Source organism: Uliginosibacterium gangwonense DSM 18521, assembly GCF_000373965.1.
GTDB lineage: Bacteria > Pseudomonadota > Gammaproteobacteria > Burkholderiales > Rhodocyclaceae > Uliginosibacterium > Uliginosibacterium gangwonense.
In genome coordinates this window covers 1-20834 of the sequence record NZ_KB892853.1, presented here as the reverse complement: position 1 = coordinate 20834, position 20834 = coordinate 1, and the positions used below count along the sequence as shown (strand labels likewise).

At 56.7% G+C, this 20834-nt stretch carries 14 protein-coding genes and 2 rRNA genes; 8 read left to right on the top strand and 8 right to left on the bottom strand.

What is annotated here, in order from left to right:
* The 3 genes from B145_RS0114215 to B145_RS0114205 all read left to right on the top strand — a co-directional run.
* Positions 1 to 208: ribosomal RNA gene (locus B145_RS0114215) — 23S ribosomal RNA — on the top strand; the annotation flags it as partial.
* 162 nt (positions 209 to 370) lie between these two features.
* Positions 371 to 484 (top strand): 5S ribosomal RNA (gene rrf, locus B145_RS0114210).
* 280 nt (positions 485 to 764) lie between these two features.
* Positions 765 to 1283 (top strand): GrpB family protein, encoded by a 519-nt coding sequence (locus B145_RS0114205; RefSeq protein WP_018608251.1) that lies wholly within the window; start codon positions 765 to 767, stop codon positions 1281 to 1283.
* 98 nt (positions 1284 to 1381) lie between these two features.
* Here B145_RS0114205 and B145_RS0114200 read toward each other — a convergent pair whose 3' ends face one another.
* The gene (locus tag B145_RS0114200; RefSeq protein WP_033407322.1) at positions 1382 to 2146 is read right to left on the bottom strand and encodes a GntR family transcriptional regulator; all 765 of its coding nucleotides are present in this window, start codon (positions 2144 to 2146) and stop codon (positions 1382 to 1384) included.
* 101 nt (positions 2147 to 2247) lie between these two features.
* Entirely contained in the window at positions 2248 to 3744 is a 1497-nt protein-coding gene (nagE, locus tag B145_RS0114195; RefSeq protein WP_026259145.1) for an N-acetylglucosamine-specific PTS transporter subunit IIBC, read from the bottom strand.
* A gap of 408 nt (positions 3745 to 4152) precedes the next feature.
* On the opposite strand from nagE, the gene nagA reads away from it, so the two are divergent.
* Both nagA and nagB read left to right on the top strand, forming a co-directional pair.
* A complete protein-coding gene (gene nagA, locus B145_RS0114190; RefSeq protein ID WP_018608248.1) occupies positions 4153 to 5277 on the top strand; it encodes an N-acetylglucosamine-6-phosphate deacetylase in 1125 nt (374 codons plus the stop codon).
* A gap of 26 nt (positions 5278 to 5303) precedes the next feature.
* Positions 5304 to 6074: a glucosamine-6-phosphate deaminase gene (gene nagB, locus B145_RS0114185; RefSeq protein WP_018608247.1), complete on the top strand. Its 771-nt coding sequence runs from the start codon at positions 5304 to 5306 to the stop codon at positions 6072 to 6074.
* Positions 6075 to 6132: 58 nt separating this feature from the next.
* Here nagB and glnE read toward each other — a convergent pair whose 3' ends face one another.
* The gene (gene glnE, locus B145_RS0114180; protein ID WP_018608246.1) at positions 6133 to 8811 is read right to left on the bottom strand and encodes a bifunctional [glutamate--ammonia ligase]-adenylyl-L-tyrosine phosphorylase/[glutamate--ammonia-ligase] adenylyltransferase; all 2679 of its coding nucleotides are present in this window, start codon (positions 8809 to 8811) and stop codon (positions 6133 to 6135) included.
* Positions 8812 to 9021: 210 nt separating this feature from the next.
* Here glnE and B145_RS0114175 point away from each other — a divergent pair, with 210 nt between their 5' ends.
* From B145_RS0114175 to tldD, 3 genes are read left to right on the top strand one after another with little or no spacing between them, the layout of a single operon-like run.
* Positions 9022 to 13026 carry a YhdP family protein gene (locus tag B145_RS0114175; RefSeq protein WP_018608245.1) on the top strand — a complete coding sequence of 1335 codons (4005 nt, stop codon included), beginning with the start codon at positions 9022 to 9024 and terminating at the stop codon, positions 13024 to 13026.
* A complete protein-coding gene (locus B145_RS0114170) occupies positions 13023 to 13835 on the top strand; it encodes a carbon-nitrogen hydrolase family protein (protein WP_018608244.1) in 813 nt (270 codons plus the stop codon). The genes B145_RS0114175 and B145_RS0114170 overlap by 4 nt, the downstream gene beginning before the upstream one ends.
* Before the next feature lie 21 nt (positions 13836 to 13856).
* Positions 13857 to 15308 (top strand): metalloprotease TldD, encoded by a 1452-nt coding sequence (tldD, locus tag B145_RS0114165; RefSeq protein WP_018608243.1) that lies wholly within the window; start codon positions 13857 to 13859, stop codon positions 15306 to 15308.
* Positions 15309 to 15377: 69 nt separating this feature from the next.
* Here tldD and B145_RS0114160 read toward each other — a convergent pair whose 3' ends face one another.
* The 5 genes from B145_RS0114160 to B145_RS25725 form a co-directional block, all read right to left on the bottom strand.
* Entirely contained in the window at positions 15378 to 15701 is a 324-nt protein-coding gene (locus B145_RS0114160) for a hypothetical protein (protein ID WP_018608242.1), read from the bottom strand.
* Between the two features lie 231 nt (positions 15702 to 15932).
* The gene (locus B145_RS0114155) at positions 15933 to 16607 is read right to left on the bottom strand and encodes a PKD domain-containing protein (protein WP_169558557.1); all 675 of its coding nucleotides are present in this window, start codon (positions 16605 to 16607) and stop codon (positions 15933 to 15935) included.
* Positions 16608 to 16901: 294 nt separating this feature from the next.
* Positions 16902 to 18206 carry a carbohydrate porin gene (locus B145_RS0114150; protein ID WP_018608240.1) on the bottom strand — a complete coding sequence of 435 codons (1305 nt, stop codon included), beginning with the start codon at positions 18204 to 18206 and terminating at the stop codon, positions 16902 to 16904.
* Between the two features lie 104 nt (positions 18207 to 18310).
* On the bottom strand, positions 18311 to 19402 hold the full coding sequence (locus B145_RS0114145; protein ID WP_018608239.1) for an ABC transporter ATP-binding protein: 1092 nt from the start codon (positions 19400 to 19402) through the stop codon (positions 18311 to 18313).
* On the bottom strand, positions 19399 to 20730 hold the full coding sequence (locus B145_RS25725; protein ID WP_245541870.1) for a GH1 family beta-glucosidase: 1332 nt from the start codon (positions 20728 to 20730) through the stop codon (positions 19399 to 19401). Before B145_RS25725 ends, B145_RS0114145 begins: the two co-directional genes overlap by 4 nt.
* Positions 20731 to 20834 lie beyond the last annotated feature (104 nt).

The window sequence follows — 20834 nt, the reverse complement described above, 5'->3', positions numbered from 1 at the left end:
GTGACGCCAGTCGCATCGCCGGGTAGCTAAATCCGGAAGAGATAACCGCTGAAAGCATCTAAGCGGGAAACTCGCCTCAAGATAAGACTTCCCTGGGGATTCAATCCCCCTGAAGGGTCGTTCGAGACCAGGACGTTGATAGGTCAGGTGTGGAAGCGCAGTAATGCGTTAAGCTAACTGATACTAATTGCCCGTGCGGCTTGATCCTATAACTCTGAACACAACAGTGTGCAGCACAGACGCTGAACGTACATCACGCAATCACCCCCCCATTCATACATACAAAGCCCGAGCGCTTTGCATTCATCTGTCTTCCAAGCCAGTCCTGGTGGCGCACCCATATCCGCCCCACCAGGCAGACCAGTTAAAGTCTGACGACCATAGCGTTTCGGAACCACCCCTTCCCATCCCGAACAGGACCGTGAAACGAAACCGCGCCGATGATATTGCGGTTCTTCCGTGAGAAAGTAGGTCATCGTCAGACTCCCCACACCCAAAAACCCCTCCAGGAACACCGCCTGTGAGGGGTTTTTGCTTTATATCCCACTGAAATCCATTCTCCATTCCCTTTCACACTGCTTCCTTGCCTCCCCGTGTCGAGTGAAACACGCAACACTCTCAACTTACAAACGCAATCGAGTCCTTGATGTACCAGGGGCAGATATTTCAGCGGCCTGATTAAGGCCTCTCTATAGGGTTGTATGCAGTTGGAGTAGCATAGGCCCTCTATCTATCGCCTCTGCCAAAATTTCGTTGCCACATTCATGACACATCGCTCGCCTATCGTCCTGACACGCTACTCCGATCATTGGCCCGGTGAATTTGAGGCGGAGCGGGGTTTGCTTGCTTCGTCACTTGGAAATGAAGGCGTTTGTATCGAGCACATCGATAGCACGGCAGTTCCCGGTCTTTCGGCCAAGCCGATCATTGACATCATGCTGGGAGCTTCTTCTCTCCAGATCATCGAAGCTTGGGTATCGATCCTTGAGGGCTTGGGTTATGAATACATGCCAATCCACGAAACCGCGATACCTGATCGCCGATTCTTTGCTAAACCTCGTACGCGACCTCGCCATATTCACTTGCATGGTGTCGTCCTGGGTGGCCGGTTTTGGACGGAGCATCTTGCATTTCGGAATGCGCTACGTAGTGATCCTTTATTGGCATCAAGCTACGAGGCATTGAAGATGTCACTCTCAGAACAATTTGCGGATGATTGGGAGAGTTACACCTGTGCCAAGGGACCGTTTATTGCTGAAGTGGTGAAAAAAGCTTTGGGTTAGCCAGACTGGAATGATTTAGTTTTGTTTTGCACGAAGGAGTTGCTGTTCGCCCATCTATCATTTCACTCGATGTTGCATATAAAGCCAAATTCGGCAGATCAACGCCTGAGTTCCGCCACAAAATCGTAGTAGTCGCTGCGGCACCAGGTGTGGGTGATTTCTACGGCGCGTTCGTCCGCCAGGTAGCCGATACGGGTGATGAAGAGCAGGGCTTGCTGTGGGGGGATTGAGAGCAGCTCTGCCTGGCGCTCGGTGGCGTTGACGGCACGAACGTGCTGCAGGGCACGTACCGGCTGGCAGTTACGGGTGGCAAGATAGGCGTAGAGCGAGTCGGTCACGGCCTTGGGATTGGGCACGGCGGTAATCGGGAGTGTGCTGATCTCAATGGCCATCGGCGTGTCATCCGCGAGCCGGACGCGTTCTAGACGGGCCACGCGTGCGCCGGGAGACAGCCCCAGGGCGACGAGTTCGTCGGTCATGGCCACCCCTAGGGTGCGCTTGAGCCACTGTGACCGGGGTACAAAGCCCCGTTTGGTGAGTTCTTCGGTAAAGCTGGTGAGGCTGCTGAGCGGTTGCTCAAGCAGGGGGGCAATGTAGTTGCCGGAGCCGTGCTTGCGGATGATAAGCCCTTCACTGGCCAGGGCGTCGATGGCCTTGCGTGCGGTGACGCGGGAGATGCCCAGTTTTTCAGCCAGTATCCGTTCGGACGGCAGGGCATCGTTGGCGCTGAAATGCCGTTCGCGGATCAGGCGGGCCAGCCCATTGCTGACTTGTACGTAAAGGGGCGTGGGGGCGGCTGCGTCCAGCTCAATGTGAGCGAAAAGATTGTCTCCGTCCGACCCGTGAGTGGCACTACTCGACATGATGGCTGCAAGATGGGGGCTAGAAATCGGGCTTTCATCATACCACTGCCATGCAGGATGGGCGCTGGCAGGCACGTATGGGCCTGCCAGCGGGGGCGCGCTTAATGCGCGCTGCTGCCGATCAGATGCTTGATTTCTTCGGCAATTAATTCTGCTTTCGGCCCAATCACGATCTGTACGTTCTGCTGGTTCAAGCGGATGACGCCGCTGGCACCTAAACGCTTGGCTGCTGCTTCATCCACAATCGAACCATCTTTGAGTGTCAAGCGCAGACGGGTGATGCAGGAATCCACGTTGACGATGTTGCCCGCTCCGCCAATGATGCCCAGATAGGATTCGGCCAGGGATGTCGATTTTGTACTGACGACAGTGGGCACGGGTTCCGTAGCCGGAGCTGAGTCGACCGGGACTTCGTCATCTTCACGACCTGGGGTCTTGAGATTGAATTTGCGGATGACGAAGGAAAAGGTGAAGTAGTACACCGCAAAAAATACCAAGCCCTGCGGAATCAGCATATACCAATTGACTGCCAGCGGATTGCGTGCAGAGAGCGCCATGTCGACTAGGCCAGCAGAGAAACCAAAGCCTGCAATCCAGTGCAACTGCGCAGCAATGAATACGGAAATACCTGTCAGCAGAGCGTGCAGACCGTAGAGCAAGGGAGCGACGAACATGAAGGCGAATTCGATGGGTTCGGTCACCCCGGTAAAGAAGGAGGCGAAACCTGCTGCTAGCATCAGGGAGGCCACGCGTGCACGATTGGCCGGTTTGGCCGCACGGTAGATGGCAAGCCCGGCGCCGGGTAGGCCAAACATCATGATCGGGAAGAAGCCGGCCTGATAGCGCCCGGTGATGCCCAGCACAGCCTTACCCTCGGCAAGCGATTTGGCGCCGCCCAGGAAGTTCGGGATATCGTTGATGCCCGCCACGTCAAACCAGAACACGCTGTTCAAGGCGTGGTGCAGGCCAACCGGAATCAGCAAACGGTTGAAGAATGCATAGATGCCCGCTCCAACCGAGCCCAGGCTGACCATGGATTCGCCAAAGCTCACCAGCCCACCATACACATAGGGCCAGACGAACATCATGACAAAGGCGACCACGATCATCACCAGTGAGGTGAGGATCGGCACCAGCCGCCGACCTGAGAAAAAGGCCAGTGCCTTCGGCAGTTCTACGGCACTGAAGCGGTTGTAGATTTCTGAGGCGATTGCCCCACAGAGGATGCCGACAAACTGGTTCTCGATCTTCTTGAAGGCGGCTGGCACCTGTTCGAGCGGAATGGACTGGATCTGTGCCACCACATTGGGTTTGAGCAAAGTGGTCAGCACCATGTAGCCGACCAGCCCGGCGAGTGCTGCGGCACCATCTTTGTCTTTAGATAGGCCGTAGGCCACCCCCACAGCGAATAGCAGCCCCATCTTATCGATGATCGCAGCGCCTGCCTGGATGAGAAAGGCGGCTACCGCGTTGCCCGCGCCCCAGCCGGTGGGGTCCAGCCAATAGCCACCCCCCATCATGATTGCTGCGGCGGGCAACACGGCCACCGGCACCATGAGTGCCCGCCCTATTTTTTGCAGATATCCAATGCCGTTCACGATTCTGTCCTTTGCGAATGGTTGAGAACGTAGAGTTGCCTCACCATGGTGCTCATGATGAGGGCGGGGTAATGCGAAAAAAGGGGAGGGGTGGGATACCGCGTGCCGCACAGAGCGCTTCATTGGGCCGTTTGCGACGCTGCTGAGACACTCTTAGAAGGCTGAACATGAAAGTCTCCCGGATAGCGTGAGCAATCGACTCGGGGCTGCGCGAGCGAAGTGGTTCCCGTGTTGTGTGACCACATTAATACCACTTGTGGCGTGAAGTCAAGCGTAATTCCTGTTCACTTTTATCTGAAGCCTGAATTCCATGTAAACAGTCCTATCCATTTTGGTGCATGAAGGGCAGATTGACGGAATGGTTTATTGGTACTAAAGTGGTCTTAATTACTTGTTGTGTGCCATGGAATGAATACTCACATCACCGGCTGTATTCTTACGCCCGAAGGATGGGTTCGCGGAGCACTCCGTTTTGCCGAACGCATCCTGTCGATCGAGGGCGTTTCTGTCTCGGAGCCTGGGGATGACGAATCAATCATCCTGCCAGGGTTCATCGATTTGCACGTGCATGGCGGTGGCGGTGCCGATGTCATGGATGGGCAGGGTGCCATCGATACGGTTGCCCGCACCCACGCAGGTTCAGGTACGACCAGTCTGCTGGCGACGACGATGACGGCACCCCACGCCGATATTGAAATGGCTTTGGCAGATGTTGGGCGTGCCATCCGCACACGCCCCGCAGGTTGTGCGCGGGTATTGGGAGTGCATCTTGAGGGGCCCTTCATCAACGCCAGCCGATTGGGGGCGCAACCCCCACAGGCGCGTGTAGCCAGTATGGACGAGTTGCAGGCGCTTAATGCCTTGGCCCAAATCAGGGTGCTGACTCTGGCGCCGGAGATCGTCGGCCATCTTCAATTCATTCGGGACTTGAAAGCGGCAGGCATCCGCGCCCAGATTGGTCACAGCAATGGTAGTTATGAAGATGGCGTGGCGGCGCTGGAAGCCGGGGCCAGCGGATTTACCCATTTGTTCAATGCCATGAGTGGTTTTCATCACCGTAAGCCAGGTGTCGCAGTGGCTGCGTTGGCGCATGCGGAATATGCTGAAATCATTCCTGATCTGCTACATGTACACCCCGGCGCTATTTGTGCCGCGCGTCGTGCCATTCCGAAACTCTACTGCGTGACAGACTCTACCGCAGGGGCCGGGATGCCAGACGGGAATTATCACCTGGGTTCCCAGGCCGTGATCAAGTGCCTGGGGGGCGTCCGCCTTGCCGATGGCACCCTGGCGGGCAGTGTGCTCACAATGGATCAGGCATTGCGTAATCTGGTGTCTATCGGGATGAATCTGGCCGAAGCGTCGAAACTGGTGTCCACGCATCCGGCGGATTACCTCGGGGAAACTGAACGGGGGCGCCTGCAGGTGGGTGCCTATGCGGATCTGGTCGTGATGTCGCCTACGTTGCAATTGCACCAGACTTTCGTTGAAGGGGAGTGCGTGGCGGTAAGCGATCAGTATTCGGAAACATGAATAGAAAATAAAGAGTAAAGATTGCCATGGAAATTATCATTCAACCGACTGAAGCAGACAGCGTAGACATCGCGGCCCGCATCATTGCCCGCCTACTGCGAGAAAAGCCCAACGCGGTGTTGGGCCTTGCCACGGGCAGTACGCCGCTGCGCCTGTATCGTGCCTTGATTGCGATGAATCTGGATTGGAGCCAGGTGACAAGCTTTAATCTGGATGAATACGTCGGGCTTGATCCAAATAGTCCGATGTCCTACCACAGCTTTATGTGGGCGAACCTGTTTGACCATATCAACATCCGCAAGGACAAAGTGAACATCCCGGATGGAACGGCCAAGGATATCCCCGCTTTTTGTGCTGAATATGAGGAAAAAATAAAAAGCGCCGGAGGTATTGATCTGCAAGTGTTGGGTATCGGTACTGAAGGCCATATCGGTTTCAATGAGCCGACTTCCTCACTGGGTTCGCGTACCCGGATCAAAACCCTGACGCCGCAGACACGGCGAGATAACGCCCGCTTTTTTGACGGCGAAGACAAGGTGCCCACGCATGTGATTACCATGGGGATTGGCACGATCATGGAGGCGCGGGAAAATTTGCTCCTGGCTTTTGGTGCCAACAAGGCGCACGCCATCGCGCAGGCGGTCGAAGGGCCGATTTCGTCGATCAATCCCGCGTCAATCCTGCAAATGCACCCACAGGCAAAAGTCTGTGTGGACGCTGAGGCCGCTTCGCAATTGACTCGATCTGAATATTATAAATGGGTATATGCCAACAAGCCGGCATGGCAGCGGCTCTGATCATCATCGATAATGATCATGGGAATTCCGTAAAGGGAGGGGGAGCCCTCCTTTTGCTTTATGTCGCCTGCGCGCCGAATAGATTTTTCCATAGAGCTTGTACGGGTATGCGGACTGCATCAAGGCTGTCGTCAAACACCCGGCTGGTCTGTTGATTCAAGCGTAGGCCGTGTTGGGCGTGGCGCATGGTGCGATAGGCGTTTGCGCTTTGGCGGGCCAGTTCCGTGGGGATCAATCCCGCCTCTGCGCAACGGTGCAGGAGTGCGATATTGCCCTTGTTATCCGTGAGGTTTGGATGCTGGCGTGCATGCGCCAGCACAAGGTATTGCACGATGAATTCCACGTCAATCAGGCCGCCCGCATCGTGCTTGAGTTCGAAACCTTCGCCTTTGTTGGCGAATGCCTCGCGCATTTTCTGGCGCATGGACAGTACTTCCGTGCGCAGGGTGTCGGCATCGCGTGATTCGCGCAAGAGATTGACGCGAAGTGCTTCAAACTTGGCGCCCACCTCCGGATTGCCCGCGCAGAAGCGTGCGCGGGTGAGTGCCTGATGCTCCCAAACCCAGGCATTTTGCCGCTGGTATTGTTCAAATGATTCGAGTGATACAACGATGAGGCCGGATTCGCCATTTGGGCGCAAACGGGTATCTGTTTCAAAGAGGTGGCCTGCTGCGGTGTGGCTATCCAGCCAGGTGTTGATACGTTGGGCCAGGCGGGCATAGAGCGGCTGGCAATCGGGCTCCGGGTCGTCATGAACAAACACCAGGTCCAGGTCTGAGGCATAGCCGAGTTCCTTGCCGCCCAACTTGCCGTAACCCAGGATCGCAAAGCGATGGTGTTCGGTATGCCGCTTGGGAAGTTTGCGCCAGCATTGGTCCAGGGTTTCCTGCAAAACGATGTCAGCCAGAGCTGAGAGGTGATCAGAAAGGCGCTCCACGGTGAGCAGCCCGGCCAGATCATTATTGAGCAGGCGGAAGACCTGAGCGTGGTGGGCTTCACGCATCACATCCATCTGGCGTTCGGTATCGTCCCCCAAGGTGTTCATGCGCTCGGAAAGCTCGGTGGCGAAAGCGCTCCAGTCCTGCTGTTCGGTGAGGAGCCGAGGGTCAAGCAATTCGTCAAGCAGCAAGGGGTGGTGGGTCAGGTAGGCTGCCGCCCAGCTTGAGCTGGCAACGAGTTCGACCACGCGTGCCAGGGCTCTTGGGTATTGCTGGAGCAATGCAAGGTAGATGGCGCGGCGGTAGATGGATTCCAGCAAGGCGATCATCCGGGACAGGGCTTCATCCGGGTTGCGCCCGCACGAGGCAAGTTCGAGGATGCGTGGCATGAGGGCATCCAGCCGCCCACGGGCCTCGTCACCCATGCTGCGTACCCGGGCGCCATCGCGGAATTCCTGCAGGCGGGCGGCACTGGTGGCGGGGCTGCGGAAACCCAGTTCGCCCAGGGCCTCCTCGATATTGGCGGAGCCACAGACACCAGTCCAGAGGCTATCCAGTTGGTGCTGGTCGCTGGCGGGGTCTCCGAAGACTTCGCCAAAATATTGGCTGACGCGCGTGCGGTGCTCACTGAGCGCTGCGTCCAGGCCTGCATAATCGGCAAACCCCATTGCGATGCCGAGCCGCTGGCGGTCTTCTTCTGAGGCAGGGATCAGGTGGGTCTGGGCGTCATCCAGGTACTGGATGCGGTGCTCCAGGCGCCGCAGGAATTCGTAGGCGCTCGTGAGTTCGGCCACGGTCTGCTGGTTGAGGTGTTCGCGTTCTCTTAATTTCTGCAAAACCGAGAGGGTGGGGCGGATCTGCAATTCGCGGTTGCCGCCGCCCCGGATGAGCTGGAAGACCTGGGCGATGAACTCGATTTCCCGAATGCCGCCTGAGCCCAGCTTGATGTTGTCGCTCATCTCACGGCGGGCAACTTCGCGGCGGATTTGCGCATGCAGATCGCGCATGGCGTTAATGGCGCCAAAATCCAGATACTTGCGGAAGATGAAGGATCGGGCCAGCGCGGTCAGCTCTTCGTGACGCGTGCCCGTCAGCGGGCGCGCCTTGATCCACGCATAGCGTTCCCACTCCCGACCCTGGGTGATGAAATAGTTTTCCAGCATGTCAAAAGAGGCCACCAGGGGGCCGGAATCCCCGTTGGGGCGTAGCCGCATATCGACGCGGAAGACGTAGCCTTCGGCCGTAATCTCGGCAATGGCACCAATGAGCTGCCGCCCCAGGCGGGTGAAATACTCGCTGTTGCTGAGGCTGCGGGCGCCGTCGGTCTGGCCGTCTTCAGGGTAGGTATAAATCAGGTCAATATCCGAGGAGACGTTTAACTCGCCACCGCCGAGCTTGCCCATGCCCAGCACGATGAGTTGTTGCGCTTCGCCCTTCTCATTGCGGGGAACGCCAAAGCGTTCTGACTGCCAGGTGTTGAGGTGATGCAGCGCGGTGCTAATGGCGACTTCCGCCACGTGGCTCATGGCTGTGGTGACTTCTGCCAATGGCGCCAAGCTAGCTAGGTCACGCACCATGACGTGGGCGTATACCCAGGATTTCAGGTGGCGCAGGCGGGCGTTCAGGTTGGCATCGGTGATTGGTTCGGCGGCAAGGAACCCTTCCATGTCGGCACGCGTCAAAGGCTTATCCAGTGTCTGCGTCAGCAGCGGTGGCAGCCACGGGCGGGCGTTGAGCAGGTTGCTCAGGAAGCGGCTGTGCTGGCAGGCATGCTGAATTTGGGCGTCGACATTCATCATTGTGGGCAAGAGCCGGGGGAATCTACGGCGATAGGGTAAAATCGGAGTCTAGAGCGATTTGGGCGAACAAGCACTACTTGCTGTTGAGAGGATTGTTGTGCGGCAGACAAGGCTCCTGGTTGGCAAGATGTTAGGTGCTGCAAAAATTGCTTTTCTATAATCATTTTGTGATGCAATTCTGATGACAATTGAACCGGGTGTTGCCGCATTGTGTCTTTCCTGAGCAAGATTTCCCCTATCCCGAAGATGTTGTGGGGGCGTATTCTGGCGCTGCCAGGCTTTGTGTGGCGTACCCTGTGGGTGTGCTACTTCATTGTTGCCATCGTTTTGATTTCTGTGCGCTATGTGGTGCTGCCCCAGGTGGCCAACGAGCGCGAGCGGATTGAAGCCTTTCTTTCCGCGCAGGTGGGCCTGCCCGTCAAGATATCCTCCGTCAAAGCGGAGTGGTCGGGGCTACACCCTTCGCTGGAGCTGCTGTCGCTGAAGGTGATGGATGAATCCAAGCGGCAGGCGCTGGAGTTGCCCCGCGTGGATGCCGTGTTGGGCTGGTCTTCGCTGTGGCGGATGCGCCCGATTCTGAGCCGCCTGGAAATCTATCATCCGCAATTGGAGATCCGCCGCGAAGCAGATGGCAGCCTCTATGTGGCCGGCATCCGGCTCAAAGGTGGTTCGGACAATGCTGGGTCAGGGGAAAGCGGTTTTGCGGATTTCATCCTCCACCAGGGGCAGGTCCTGATCCGTGATGCGCGGGTGAGTTGGACGGATGCCAAGCGTGGCGCCCCGACCTTGTCGCTGGACAAGCTGAATCTGCGCCTGGACAACCGCTATGATCGCCACCGCTTCGCCGTTCTGGCAAGCCCGCCTGCGCAGTGGTCGGGGCCGCTGGATATCCGTGGCGACCTGCGTGGAGAGAAGCTCTCCGCCCCGGAATCTTGGCGTGGCACCGTCTATCTGGAAGTCAGCAATGCGGATCTGGCTGCCTGGAAGCGTTGGGTAGATTACCCCGTGGCATTGGATCACGGGCGGGCCAGCCTGCGTAGCTGGTTGAATGTGGAAGGCCCCAAGGTGTTTGGGGTGACCGCCGATGTGGCGCTGGCAAACATCAGCGCCCAACTGGGGGACGATCTGCCAGCGTTTAACGTCAACACGCTGTCCGGGCGGATTCGCGCCTCCATGCGTGACGGGGATCTGACGGTGGAGGGCGAGCGCCTGACCATGCTCACCGGCGAGGGCGGGCGGGTGGAGCCGACCAGCTTCTTCCTGCGCAGTCACGCCGCTCGTGACAAGCAGCCTGCCAGTGTGGAGTTGGGGACCGGGCGGCTTGATCTGGGGCTGGTGGCCAAGACAGCGGCGCGCCTGCCGCTGCCTGCCTCAATCAAGGAACCGCTCCAGCAACTCCACCCCAGGGGGCGGCTGGATAGCCTCAATCTATCCTGGAAGAGCATTCCAGATGCGCCGCTGCAATTTCGCATCAATGCCAAGTTCGCCCAGGTTGGGGTGGACGCAGGGGAAAAACTCCCTGGCATGCAGGGCTTGTCCGGCCAGATCAGTGGTGATGATCGTGAAGGGACATTCCACCTGAATGTGCGCAACGGGGTGTTTGCCTACCCTTATGTCATGTTCGAGGATATTCGCCTGGACCAGGCTGCCGTCGACGGCGGCTGGAAACATGAACGCGTCGAGGGGCAGGCGGCGGAGTCACTCAACGTCTATCTGAACAAGCTGCAACTAAGCAACCCGGATCTGCGTGGCGAGTTTGTCGGGTTCTGGCGCAGCGCAAGTGATGGGCCGGGGTACCTTGATCTGCATGGCACGGCACAGCATGTGCGGGTCAATTCAGCCATTCATTATCTGCCGCGTATTACGCCGCAGAACACCATCAATTGGCTGACTCAGGGCCTGCGTGGTGGGCAACTGGATAATGTTGTGCTGCAAACTGCGGGCAATCTGCAGGACTTCCCCTACCGTAAGGGGGGGGGCATCTTCAAGGTCGGCGGCCAGATGGTTGATGCCGAAGTCATGTTTGCCGATGGCTGGCTGGGCATGACCAATCTGCGGGGTTCCTTGCTGTTTGAAGGTGCCCGCATGCTGATTGTTGCCTCATCGGGCCGCTACCAGGGGGTGACTGCATCCAATGTGCGCGTTGAAATTCCCGACATGGTTGAGCATGAGAAGCAGACCCTGTTTGTCGATGGCAAGGCCAAAGGGCCCACCACAGATTTCCTCCACTATGTGAATAACAGCCACATCGCACATCTGGCCGGGAACTTCACACGCGGTATTACTGCGCGTGGCAGTGGCGAACTGGGCTTGCATATCGAAGTTCCCTTGTATAACGCTAATGACACGAAGGTACGCGGTGAGTATCGCTTCTTAAGCAATCAGGTCAAGCTGATTTCGGTACTGCCTGAATTTTATGACACCAATGGCACCCTGACCTTTACTGAAAAAGCCTTGGGTTTGCGGGGGGCTGAAGCCAAATTTGCGGGGCGGCACGTGAGTGCAAGTGGTACGACCGATGCCGATGGTACCTTGCGGTTTGAGGCTGATGGCGCCATCGGTTCAGAGGGGCTGCGCCAGATGGCGCACTTGCCGTTGTGGGATTATGTGCGTGGCGAGTCGACGGCGCATGCCACGATCAAGGTCAAAGCCAAAAGCGTGGATGTCAATGTAAGCAGCGATTTGGCGGGTATGGCATCGTCCTTGCCTGCCCCGATGCAGAAACCTGCCGAGCAGGCGTGGCCGCTGGTATTTAATTGGCATTCTGATGGCATGGATGATGGATCAAGCACAGAACGCTGGCAGGTGCAGGTCAACAAACGCATGAATCTTGTGTGGGAAGATCGCTGTACCACGCGCTGCAACTTTGCGCGCGGGCTTTTCTCGTATGGCACACAGGTGGATTTGCCCTCGCGTGGCTGGCGGCTGGCGGGTGATTTCTCGCACCTTGATGTGGAGCCTTGGCGGCCTGTGGTTTCCCATCTGGCAGCAGGGGATGGGGCTTCTCCCGATGGTGGGCAGAGCAGTTTGGCCGGGCTGGCCTTCAAAGCCGATGAACTGGATGTGGGCGGGCATCGTTTCCACAACGTGACGGCACGTGCGGTGCGCCAGGATGGCAACTGGACCTTGCAAACCGAAGGCCCGCAGTTGGAGGGGGCCCTGGTGTGGACGGATGCGGGGCGTGGCCGTTTGTCTGCCCGCCTCAAACGCCTTGTACTGGAACCTGTGCCTGCTGCAACAGATGAGGCCGCCCACGAGGCAGGCAGTGTTGCCGCGCAGGACAATGCCATCTCTGAACTCCCCGCGCTGGATGTGGTAGCCGATGAGTTCTACCTGCGTAAGTTGAAACTTGGGCGTTTGCAACTTTCTGCGGTCAATGCAGACAAGCTGTGGATGCTGCAGAAAATCTCTCTGAACTCTCCGGATTTCCACCTTGAGGGCCAGGGGCAGTGGATGCCTCGTACAGTGTCGTCGCCTGACCTGACCCGCTTGGATTTTTCCCTGATGAGTGACAATACCGGGGCGATGCTGGATCGGCTGGGTTACGTCAACATGGTACGGAATGGCAAGGCCAAACTCACTGGTGCACTCAATTGGCAAGGTCCGCCAACCTCGATCCATTACCCGAGCCTGACGGGCAAGATGCAGCTGGATGTAGCCTCGGGCCGCTTCAACAAGATGGAGCCGGGGGCGGGCCGCCTGTTGGGGCTCCTGAGCTTGCAATTCCTGCCTCGGCGTTTGACACTGGATTTCAGCGATCTGTTTTCGGAAGGTTTTGTTTTTGATTCTATCAAGGGCGACATGGATTTGAGCAGTGGTGTACTCCATACCAAGAATCTGGAAATAGCGGGGGCCTCGGCCCAGGTGATGATGCGTGGCTCCACTGATCTGGGGCGCGAGGTGTATGACCTGCACGTGACCGTGCAACCCACCTTGAGCGAGACGGTCGCAATCGGGGTTACTGTTGGGCAAGCTGCCGTCGGCGTGGTCAACCCCTTGGTGGGGGTGGCCGCCTATGTGGCGCAAAAGCTCCTGCGCGATCCGGTGGAAAAGATTTTCAGCTATGAATATGAGATCAGCGGCCCTTGGGCCGAGCCAAAGATTGAAAATACAGGGAATGCGCTGCTCAAGAAACTGCCCAAGGAATTGCAGGTGAATATTTTATCCTCGGGCCCTGCAGCCTCCACTTCTTCGCCATCAGGAGCCAAGCCATGACAGAAAACGGCTGTCGCGTGGCCGCGATACAGATGATCTCCAGTGCAGATATGGTCGCCAATCTGGCCACGGCGGAACGCCTGCTGGCAGAAGCGGCGGCGCAAGGGGCTGAAATTGCGGTGTTGCCGGAGTATTTCCCCCTGATCTCGGCACACGAGGGCGACAAGCTGCGGATTTGCGAGCGGGATGGCGAAGGGCTTATCCAGCGTTTTCTTGCCGAAGCCGCCAAACGCCACGGGCTGTGGATCATTGGCGGTACGCTGCCTCTACAGGCTTCGGATGACAGCCACGTGCGAAATAGTTGCCTGGTGTTTAACTCCGCCGGGCAAAGGGTTGCGCGCTATGACAAGATTCACCTCTTTGCGTTTGAGCGTGGTGCGGAGTCTTACGACGAATCCCGCTCCATTGAGCCGGGCAGCGAGTTGGTCTGCTTTGATGGCCCGTGCGGACGCGTCGGCCTGTCGGTTTGCTATGATCTGCGCTTTCCGGAGATGTACAGACGCCTGGGCGATGTAGCCTTGATCGTGGTGCCTGCCGCATTTACCGAAACTACGGGACGGGCGCATTGGGAAGTTCTCCTGCGCGCCCGTGCCATCGAGAACCAATGTTATGTGCTGGCGTGTGGGCAGGGGGGCGTGCATCCGTGTGGACGACGTACCTTTGGCCATAGCATGCTGATCGACCCCTGGGGCGAAGTTGTGGCATGCATGGCGATGGGTGAAGGTGTGGTGGTGGGCGATGTAGAGCCCGCTCGCCTGCTGTCTGTGCGTGAAAGCCTGCCCGCCTTGCGCCATCGTCGCTTTGAATGATTACTCATCTTGATACAACAAATGACTAGCCAGAATACCCCACTGTTGGATATCGCGCAGGCAACCCTGCTGCAACCCTACGAACTGAATACCGCCCACCTGGATCGTGCCTTGTCGGGCATTCTCGGGCATGGCGTGGATTACGCCGACCTGTATTTCCAATACCAGCGTGCCGAGAGCTGGAGTCTTGAAGAAGGCATCGTCAAGGCCGGGAGTTACAACATCGAACAGGGTGTTGGGGTTCGTGCGATTGCCGGGGAAAAAACTGCTTTTGCATATTCTGATGACATTGGCGATAGCGCCTTGCTGGAAGCTGCGCATACCGTGCGATCAATTGCCGCGCAAGGGCAGGCCCGCACGGTGGCGCTAGCGTCACGCCCTCAGCCACAAGCGCTTTATGCCGCGATTGATCCGGTGCCTTCCATGGCGGACGCCGACAAGGTTGCCTTGCTGGAACGCCTGGAGCGCATGGCTCGCCAGGAAGACCCGCGCGTGGTGCAGGCAATGGCCTTTCTCGCCGCAACCTGGGATGTGGTGATGGTGGCCCGCAGTGATGGCGTGATGGCGGCCGATGTCCGCCCACTGGTGCGGCTGTCACTCACTGTGATCATGGAAGACGGTGGCATGCGCGAGCAAGGCTCGGCGGGCGGGGGTGGCCGCAGCGATTACTCGGTGTTCTCCGACGACGTGCTGCGTGAATACGCCCGGCGAGCGGTGCATCAGGCCCGTACCAATCTGGTTGCACGCCCGGCGCCTGCTGGGGAAATGAATGTGGTATTGGGCAATGGCTGGCCTGGTATCTTGCTGCACGAGGCGATTGGGCACGGCCTGGAAGGGGATTTCAACCGTAAAGGCAGCTCTGCATTTGCAGGGCGTATTGGCGAGCGGGTGGCAGCCAAGGGTGTCACCGTTGTGGATGATGGCACTTTGAGTGGCCGGCGTGGCTCGCTGACGATTGATGACGAGGGCAACCCCAGCGCATGCACGACCTTGATTGACGATGGCATTCTGACTGGATACATGCAGGATATGCATAACGCCCGCCTGATGGGCGTTGCGCCTACCGGCAATGGCCGACGCGAATCTTTTGCCAGCCTGCCGCTGCCCCGCATGACCAATACCATCATGTTGGCGGGGGACAAGGCGCCTGAGGAAATCATTGCTTCTGTCAAAAAGGGCTTGTACGCAGCCAATTTTGGCGGGGGGCAGGTGGACATTACCAGCGGCAAGTTTGTCTTCTCGACCGCAGAAGCCTATATGATCGAAAACGGCAAGATCACCTACCCCGTGAAAGGCGCCACTTTGATTGGTAACGGGCCGGATGTGCTGTTACGCGTGAAAATGATTGGCAATGATCTGGCGCTTGATCCGGGTGTTGGCACCTGCGGCAAGGAAGGGCAGAGCGTTCCGGTAGGTGTGGGTCAGCCCACCTTGCGCATTGATGGCCTGACCGTAGGGGGAACTGGAGGCTAAGGCCTGCTGCACCTATCAACAAAACGGCGCCATATGAGCGCCGTTTTTGTATATGAAATGCAAAAAGAATTATGCTTTTGGGGTTTTTGTTCGGGGCGTAGCAGAATCTTCTTTCATCCGCTTGCGCATATCCTTGCGTGCAACAAGTTTGCGTTGCGCCTCGGGCGGCAGGTCACTCAGACGCAGAAGATTCTTGTCAGTGAGGAGGTCAATGAGATCCTCCATGACCCGGATGAAGTCCGTATCCAATCCCGAAAATCTCTCGGTATGCGGTAGTTGTAGGAAGTCACATACCTCCGGTGCGGTGGCTGGCAGATATTCCAAGGCATCCTCGGCAGGGCTGGAGAGCAGGGCAGCGATATTCCCCTCTGGGGTACGGCGAACGTAGGGCATGGCATCTCAACTCTTACGGCAGGCAGGGATTCTACAAATTCCGTATGGACTTTAGCGCGGAGAGGTTCAGGCACTGTGGCAGATAAGCAACATTCCCGCAAGATCAAGGTGACTTTTCAGACGTTGAAATGTCTTGCACCTCAAATACCTTGAAATCTGAATATAGCCAAGAAGATCGACACAGAGTAGATGTGAAAAGGGCCGCAAATTTTGCAGCCCTTTTTTCAGATCTCAGTGGCAGCCTATTGTACCGGCGTTTTCAAAGAAACTTGTTCCCCCCTGGCACGACAGCGGCTTGACCGGGGCTGGGCGACAGGTAAAGCGATAGGGCGCGTTGTCTGATTTGGGGACCAACTCCCATCCCGGTGGGCAGGGGGAGCGGCTCGATTCGATGGAGACGCTATCCAGATCAAACTCGGCATCAATCCGTTTGCGGGGCGTCGCCGGAGCTGTTACGGGAACTCGTTCGCCTTGCGCGTTGATTTTGGTCGCACCGGACGCCGGGAGCGCATCATTCGGTCCGAGCACAGTGACTTCGGTCGAAGTCCGACCTTCACAGGCCAGCGTGCTACGGGTGCCCGCTACCTTGATGGTGTAAGTGCCGGGCTTGGAATATGCGTGCGGAACGTTGTTAACGTTGGATGTCCCCCCCGCTTGCCCGAAAGTAACCCGCTCAATAGGGCTGCCATCACCAAAGTCGACACCTGCTTCGCAAGTCGGCACATTGCCGGTAAAGCGCCCTACTACTTTGACGCGAACCTGCAGGGTCACATTTACGCTGCGAGCACCTTCCGCCAGACGTGGAGCGTCGGGCGTGGTTTCGGCCGCACGGATCTCATATTTTTCCAGAGGGCCAGCCGCCAGCGTAGGGAAAGAGGCTGCAATGAACAAAGGGCTTAATGCCATGAACGCCCAAGATGCTTTCACCATTTCCTCCTTGAAGAAATACGAGGGCCAAAATAAAAATCCCACCCGATCAGCACCTGAGTCGGATGGGTAATCGGTAACTGAGTGCCAGTTACCAACTAACATACACGCTTTTTATCGGTCGAACAATATGGTGTGAGGATCCACAAAGTCCAAACGCTTGAAAAGCACATATGTCTTAAGTATCACTTAATTGACCCCAAGGCTTGTGGCCTTGGGGTCGGGTTACTTAGACGTGAGGCTCAGACCATAAGCCCTTGCCTCAGCATCTTCTTACCACCAAGCTTCCCACTGAGCGCCGATGGCGGAGCCATTGGTCTTGCCACCGTAGACCTTTTGATCTTCGATCAAGGCATCCTTCACAGCCGTGTTCCACTTGCCATAGGTGTAGTACAGGCGCACGGTCGGACGGGAACCTGCATCATCCCCTGCATTGAATGCAGCAGCCAATGTCAGGTGGGTGAAGTTGTAGGTGTTGTTGCTGGTGATGGCGTTACTTCTCTTGACAGTGTCATAGCCAAGTTCGGCGATCCCGCGCAACGGGCCGTAGATCTGAGTATCCAGACGACCACCCAGAGAGAACCAACGGTCTTTGGCGCTGGTGCCATCGTACTTGGTCGACTTGAACTCGGAAACAACATCATAGCCGGTGTGGCCAAAGTTGCCTGACTGCTGAACAAACAACAATGCGCTCTTGCCATAAACAGTATTGCCGCTGGCATCTTGGTAGTTGTTGTCATTACCACCGTTGCCGCTGATGTGCTTGCTGAAGCGGAGACCTGCGCTCAGCGTGCCATTCAGGAGATTCGGTGTTTCATGCAAGAACAACAAGGAATAACCACCCTTGCGCGAGGCTGTCTGAGTTGTGGTCGTTACGCCCGTTGCCGGGTTATAGCTGCGTTGGTCATCCTTGGTTTGGGAGTGAACTTTCAGGTGAACACGCAGTTTGCTGCTGGCGAAGGTCGGGATGTCGGTCACAGACACAATGAACTTCTGCATCATGTCATAGTTGCCGGTGTTGCCGTTCAACTCATCTGTCACGATACCTGCGTTCAGCTTGATGCCTGCACCCAGATTGATGTTGTCAACGCCGAAGCCGTCGCCGTCATCATTTTGCAGGAAATGGTCATTGATACCAAGTTGAACACGGTTGTAGTAACGACGACCTGCCCAGATTGTGCCGTTAGCGAGGATAGGCAGATTTTGGCCATAAGCATAAGCTTGGGCGAAATCGGTGGTCGGGCCTTGGGTACCCATGCCGTTATCGCTGTTGGCGGTCATGTTCCAAGCGCGCCAGTTCTTCAGCATGAAGTTCACATGCCATTCAGAACCATCTGCATTTTTGGCCAGCGTGGAATTGAAGTTGGTTTCCAACGTGTAGTCACATTCGTCACCCAGACGATAGTGGGTTTCGACGTTACGTTGTCCCTTGATGTTGAAGCAGGTTTGACGTCCGCCGTTGGTGTTGACGCCATAGCCACCGCGAGCGTAGCCACTGAAATCAACTGCAAGCGCTTGGGCTGCGCCAATGGAGCCAGCGGCCAGTGCCAGACCTACCAGAATGTGTAGCTTTTTCATATTTTCTCCTCTTCTCCTGTGTGATTGAGTATCCACTTGTCAAACTGCACAAGCTGTTGCCGCAAAAAAAACAGCTCCCCGTTTGGGGTATACCGGATGAGTTTTCAGTTTGTAACAGAAAGCCCTTGTCCGTTAAATAATATCGCACGACCTTGTTTTGGAATCATGCTGACATCATTTCCTGCGCGAAGATCAATATGCTCGCCTGGCAAACGTATTGCAAGGGGAGTGTCTGATCCATGCAACTTAGCGTAAACGATAATAGAGTCGCCAAGGTGCTCAAGAATATCAATTCTGGCACCCAAGCCTTCACCCATTCTGCCTAATTGAATGTGTTCTGGCCGCACGCCAAGCATGAGTTCGCCTGTTGGTTGCCCTGCAACGCTGGCTGCAGGGAGACTGAAATGACCAGCTGCCCCAAAGTGCAGGTTGATGGAGTCACTACTTTTTCCATCAAGCGTGCATGGCAGGAAATTCATTTGGGGTGAGCCGAGGAAACCTGCGACAAAGCGGTTTTTCGGCGATTCATAAAGGTCAAGTGGTTGCCCGTATTGTTGAACCAGACCTTTGTGAAAAACTGCAATACGATCCCCCATCGTCATGGCTTCAACCTGATCATGGGTCACGTAGATCATCGTGGCACCCAACTCGTCATGCAGTTTGGATAGCTCGATACGCATTTGTACGCGTAGTGCTGCATCCAGGTTGGATAGCGGTTCGTCGAACAGGAATACCTTGGGAGTCCGCACGATGGCCCGGCCAATGGCGACCCGCTGGCGCTGCCCGCCAGACAATGCCTTGGGCTTGCGGTTAAGCAGCGGATTGATTTGCAGGATTTCNGCTGCACGCCCCACCGCAGCCTTGATTTCTTCCTTGCTCTTGCCCGCCAGTTTGAGGGCAAAACCCATGTTCTCCGCGACGGTCATGTGGGGGTACAGCGCATAGCTCTGGAACACCATGGCCACACCGCGTTCAGCCGGGGGAATATCATTGATCAGGGTGTCACCGATGCGGATTTCCCCGTCGGTGATGTCTTCCAGCCCTGCAATCATTCGTAGCAGCGTGGTCTTGCCGCAGCCAGAAGGCCCTACGAATACAGTGAATTCGCCATCCTTGATCTCAAGATCAATCCCGTGAAGAACCTGTGTGCCATCGGGATAAGTCTTGCGCACGTTGCGCAGGGTTACGCCGCTCATAACGTTGCTTCCTTCTGTTGCGCGCCGAAGCGCTCTCTTTGAATGTAATCCCGGTACCACAAAGCACTGTCTTTGAAGGTGCGTTGCTGTGTGGGGTAGTCGATATGAATCAGTCCGAATCGCATTGCAAACCCTTTGGACCACTCAAAATTGTCCATCAGGCTCCAGTAGAAGTACCCACGCACATCCACGCCTTCGGCGATGGCTCGTTTAAGCTCGTGCAGGTGGTCTTCTATGAAACGAATGCGTTGTGCATCATGTACCAAGCCATCATCTGCGATGCTATCTGCGCAAGCCACTCCGTTTTCAGAGATGTAGAGCGCAGGCAGCTTGTATTCACGGTTGATTTTCGTGAGTAGTTCGTAGATGCCTTCCGGATAGATTTCCCAGCCCATTTCAGAGCACCCCTGTTTGCAGGGGGCAGGGATGGGAGGGGTGTCGGTCGAACACCAGTCACGGAAGTAGTAGTTGATGCCGAGAAAGTCGATAGGTTGCTGGATCAGCGCCATGTCTCCTGTCTGGACATCAGGCAGGGGAATGGGGGCTGGTGTGCTTGGGTAGGTTCCCCGGAACAGTGGGTCCAGATACCAACGCGACACAAAAGCAAACTCCTGCTCGGCCTTGTCTTGATCGGCCTGACTGGAGGTGGCGGGTGTGGTGGGTGAAAGATTCAGAACAATGCCCAGATCGGCTTTTGTTGCTGCACGCATGGCCCGTACTGCCATGCCATGTGAGAGCAGGATGTGGTGGGCGATCTGGCTGGCAGTCTTTGCGTCTTTCAAGCCCGGTGCGTGGATACCCATCAGGTTGCCGAGCATAGCCGAGACAAACGGCTCGTTATGCGTGGCAAACGCCTTGACTCTGTCACCAAGGCGGGTGGCTATGGTGCGGGCATATTCTGCAAAATACTGGCAAGTATCCCGGTTGGCCCAGCCTCCCATGTCTTGCAGGGTTTGCGGAAGATCCCAGTGATACAGTGTTGCATGCGGGGTGATGCCGCGTTGGAGCAGGCCGTCCACCAAGCGGTCATAGAAATCCAACCCTTGCGGGTTCCATGCCCCTTGCCCCAGCGGTTGTACGCGAGGCCAAGCAATGGAGAAACGGTAGGCGTTGATGCCGAGTTTCACCAGCAAGTCCAGATCACTTTCCAGACGATGGTAATGATCACAAGCCACATCCCCTGTGCTGCCATCCTCAATCGCCCCGGGTTGATGGGAAAAGCGATCCCAAATGGATACGCCTTTCCCGTCTTCCTGCGCAGCGCCTTCGATTTGATAGGCGCTGGTTGCAGTACCCCAGGCAAAATCAGAGGGGAATGATGAACGCATGGTCATGACTTCACCGCACCTGCGGTCAATCCGGAGATCAATCGCTTGGACGCCATCACGAAGAGGATCATCAGTGGCAGCACGGCCACGGCCGAGCCTGCCGA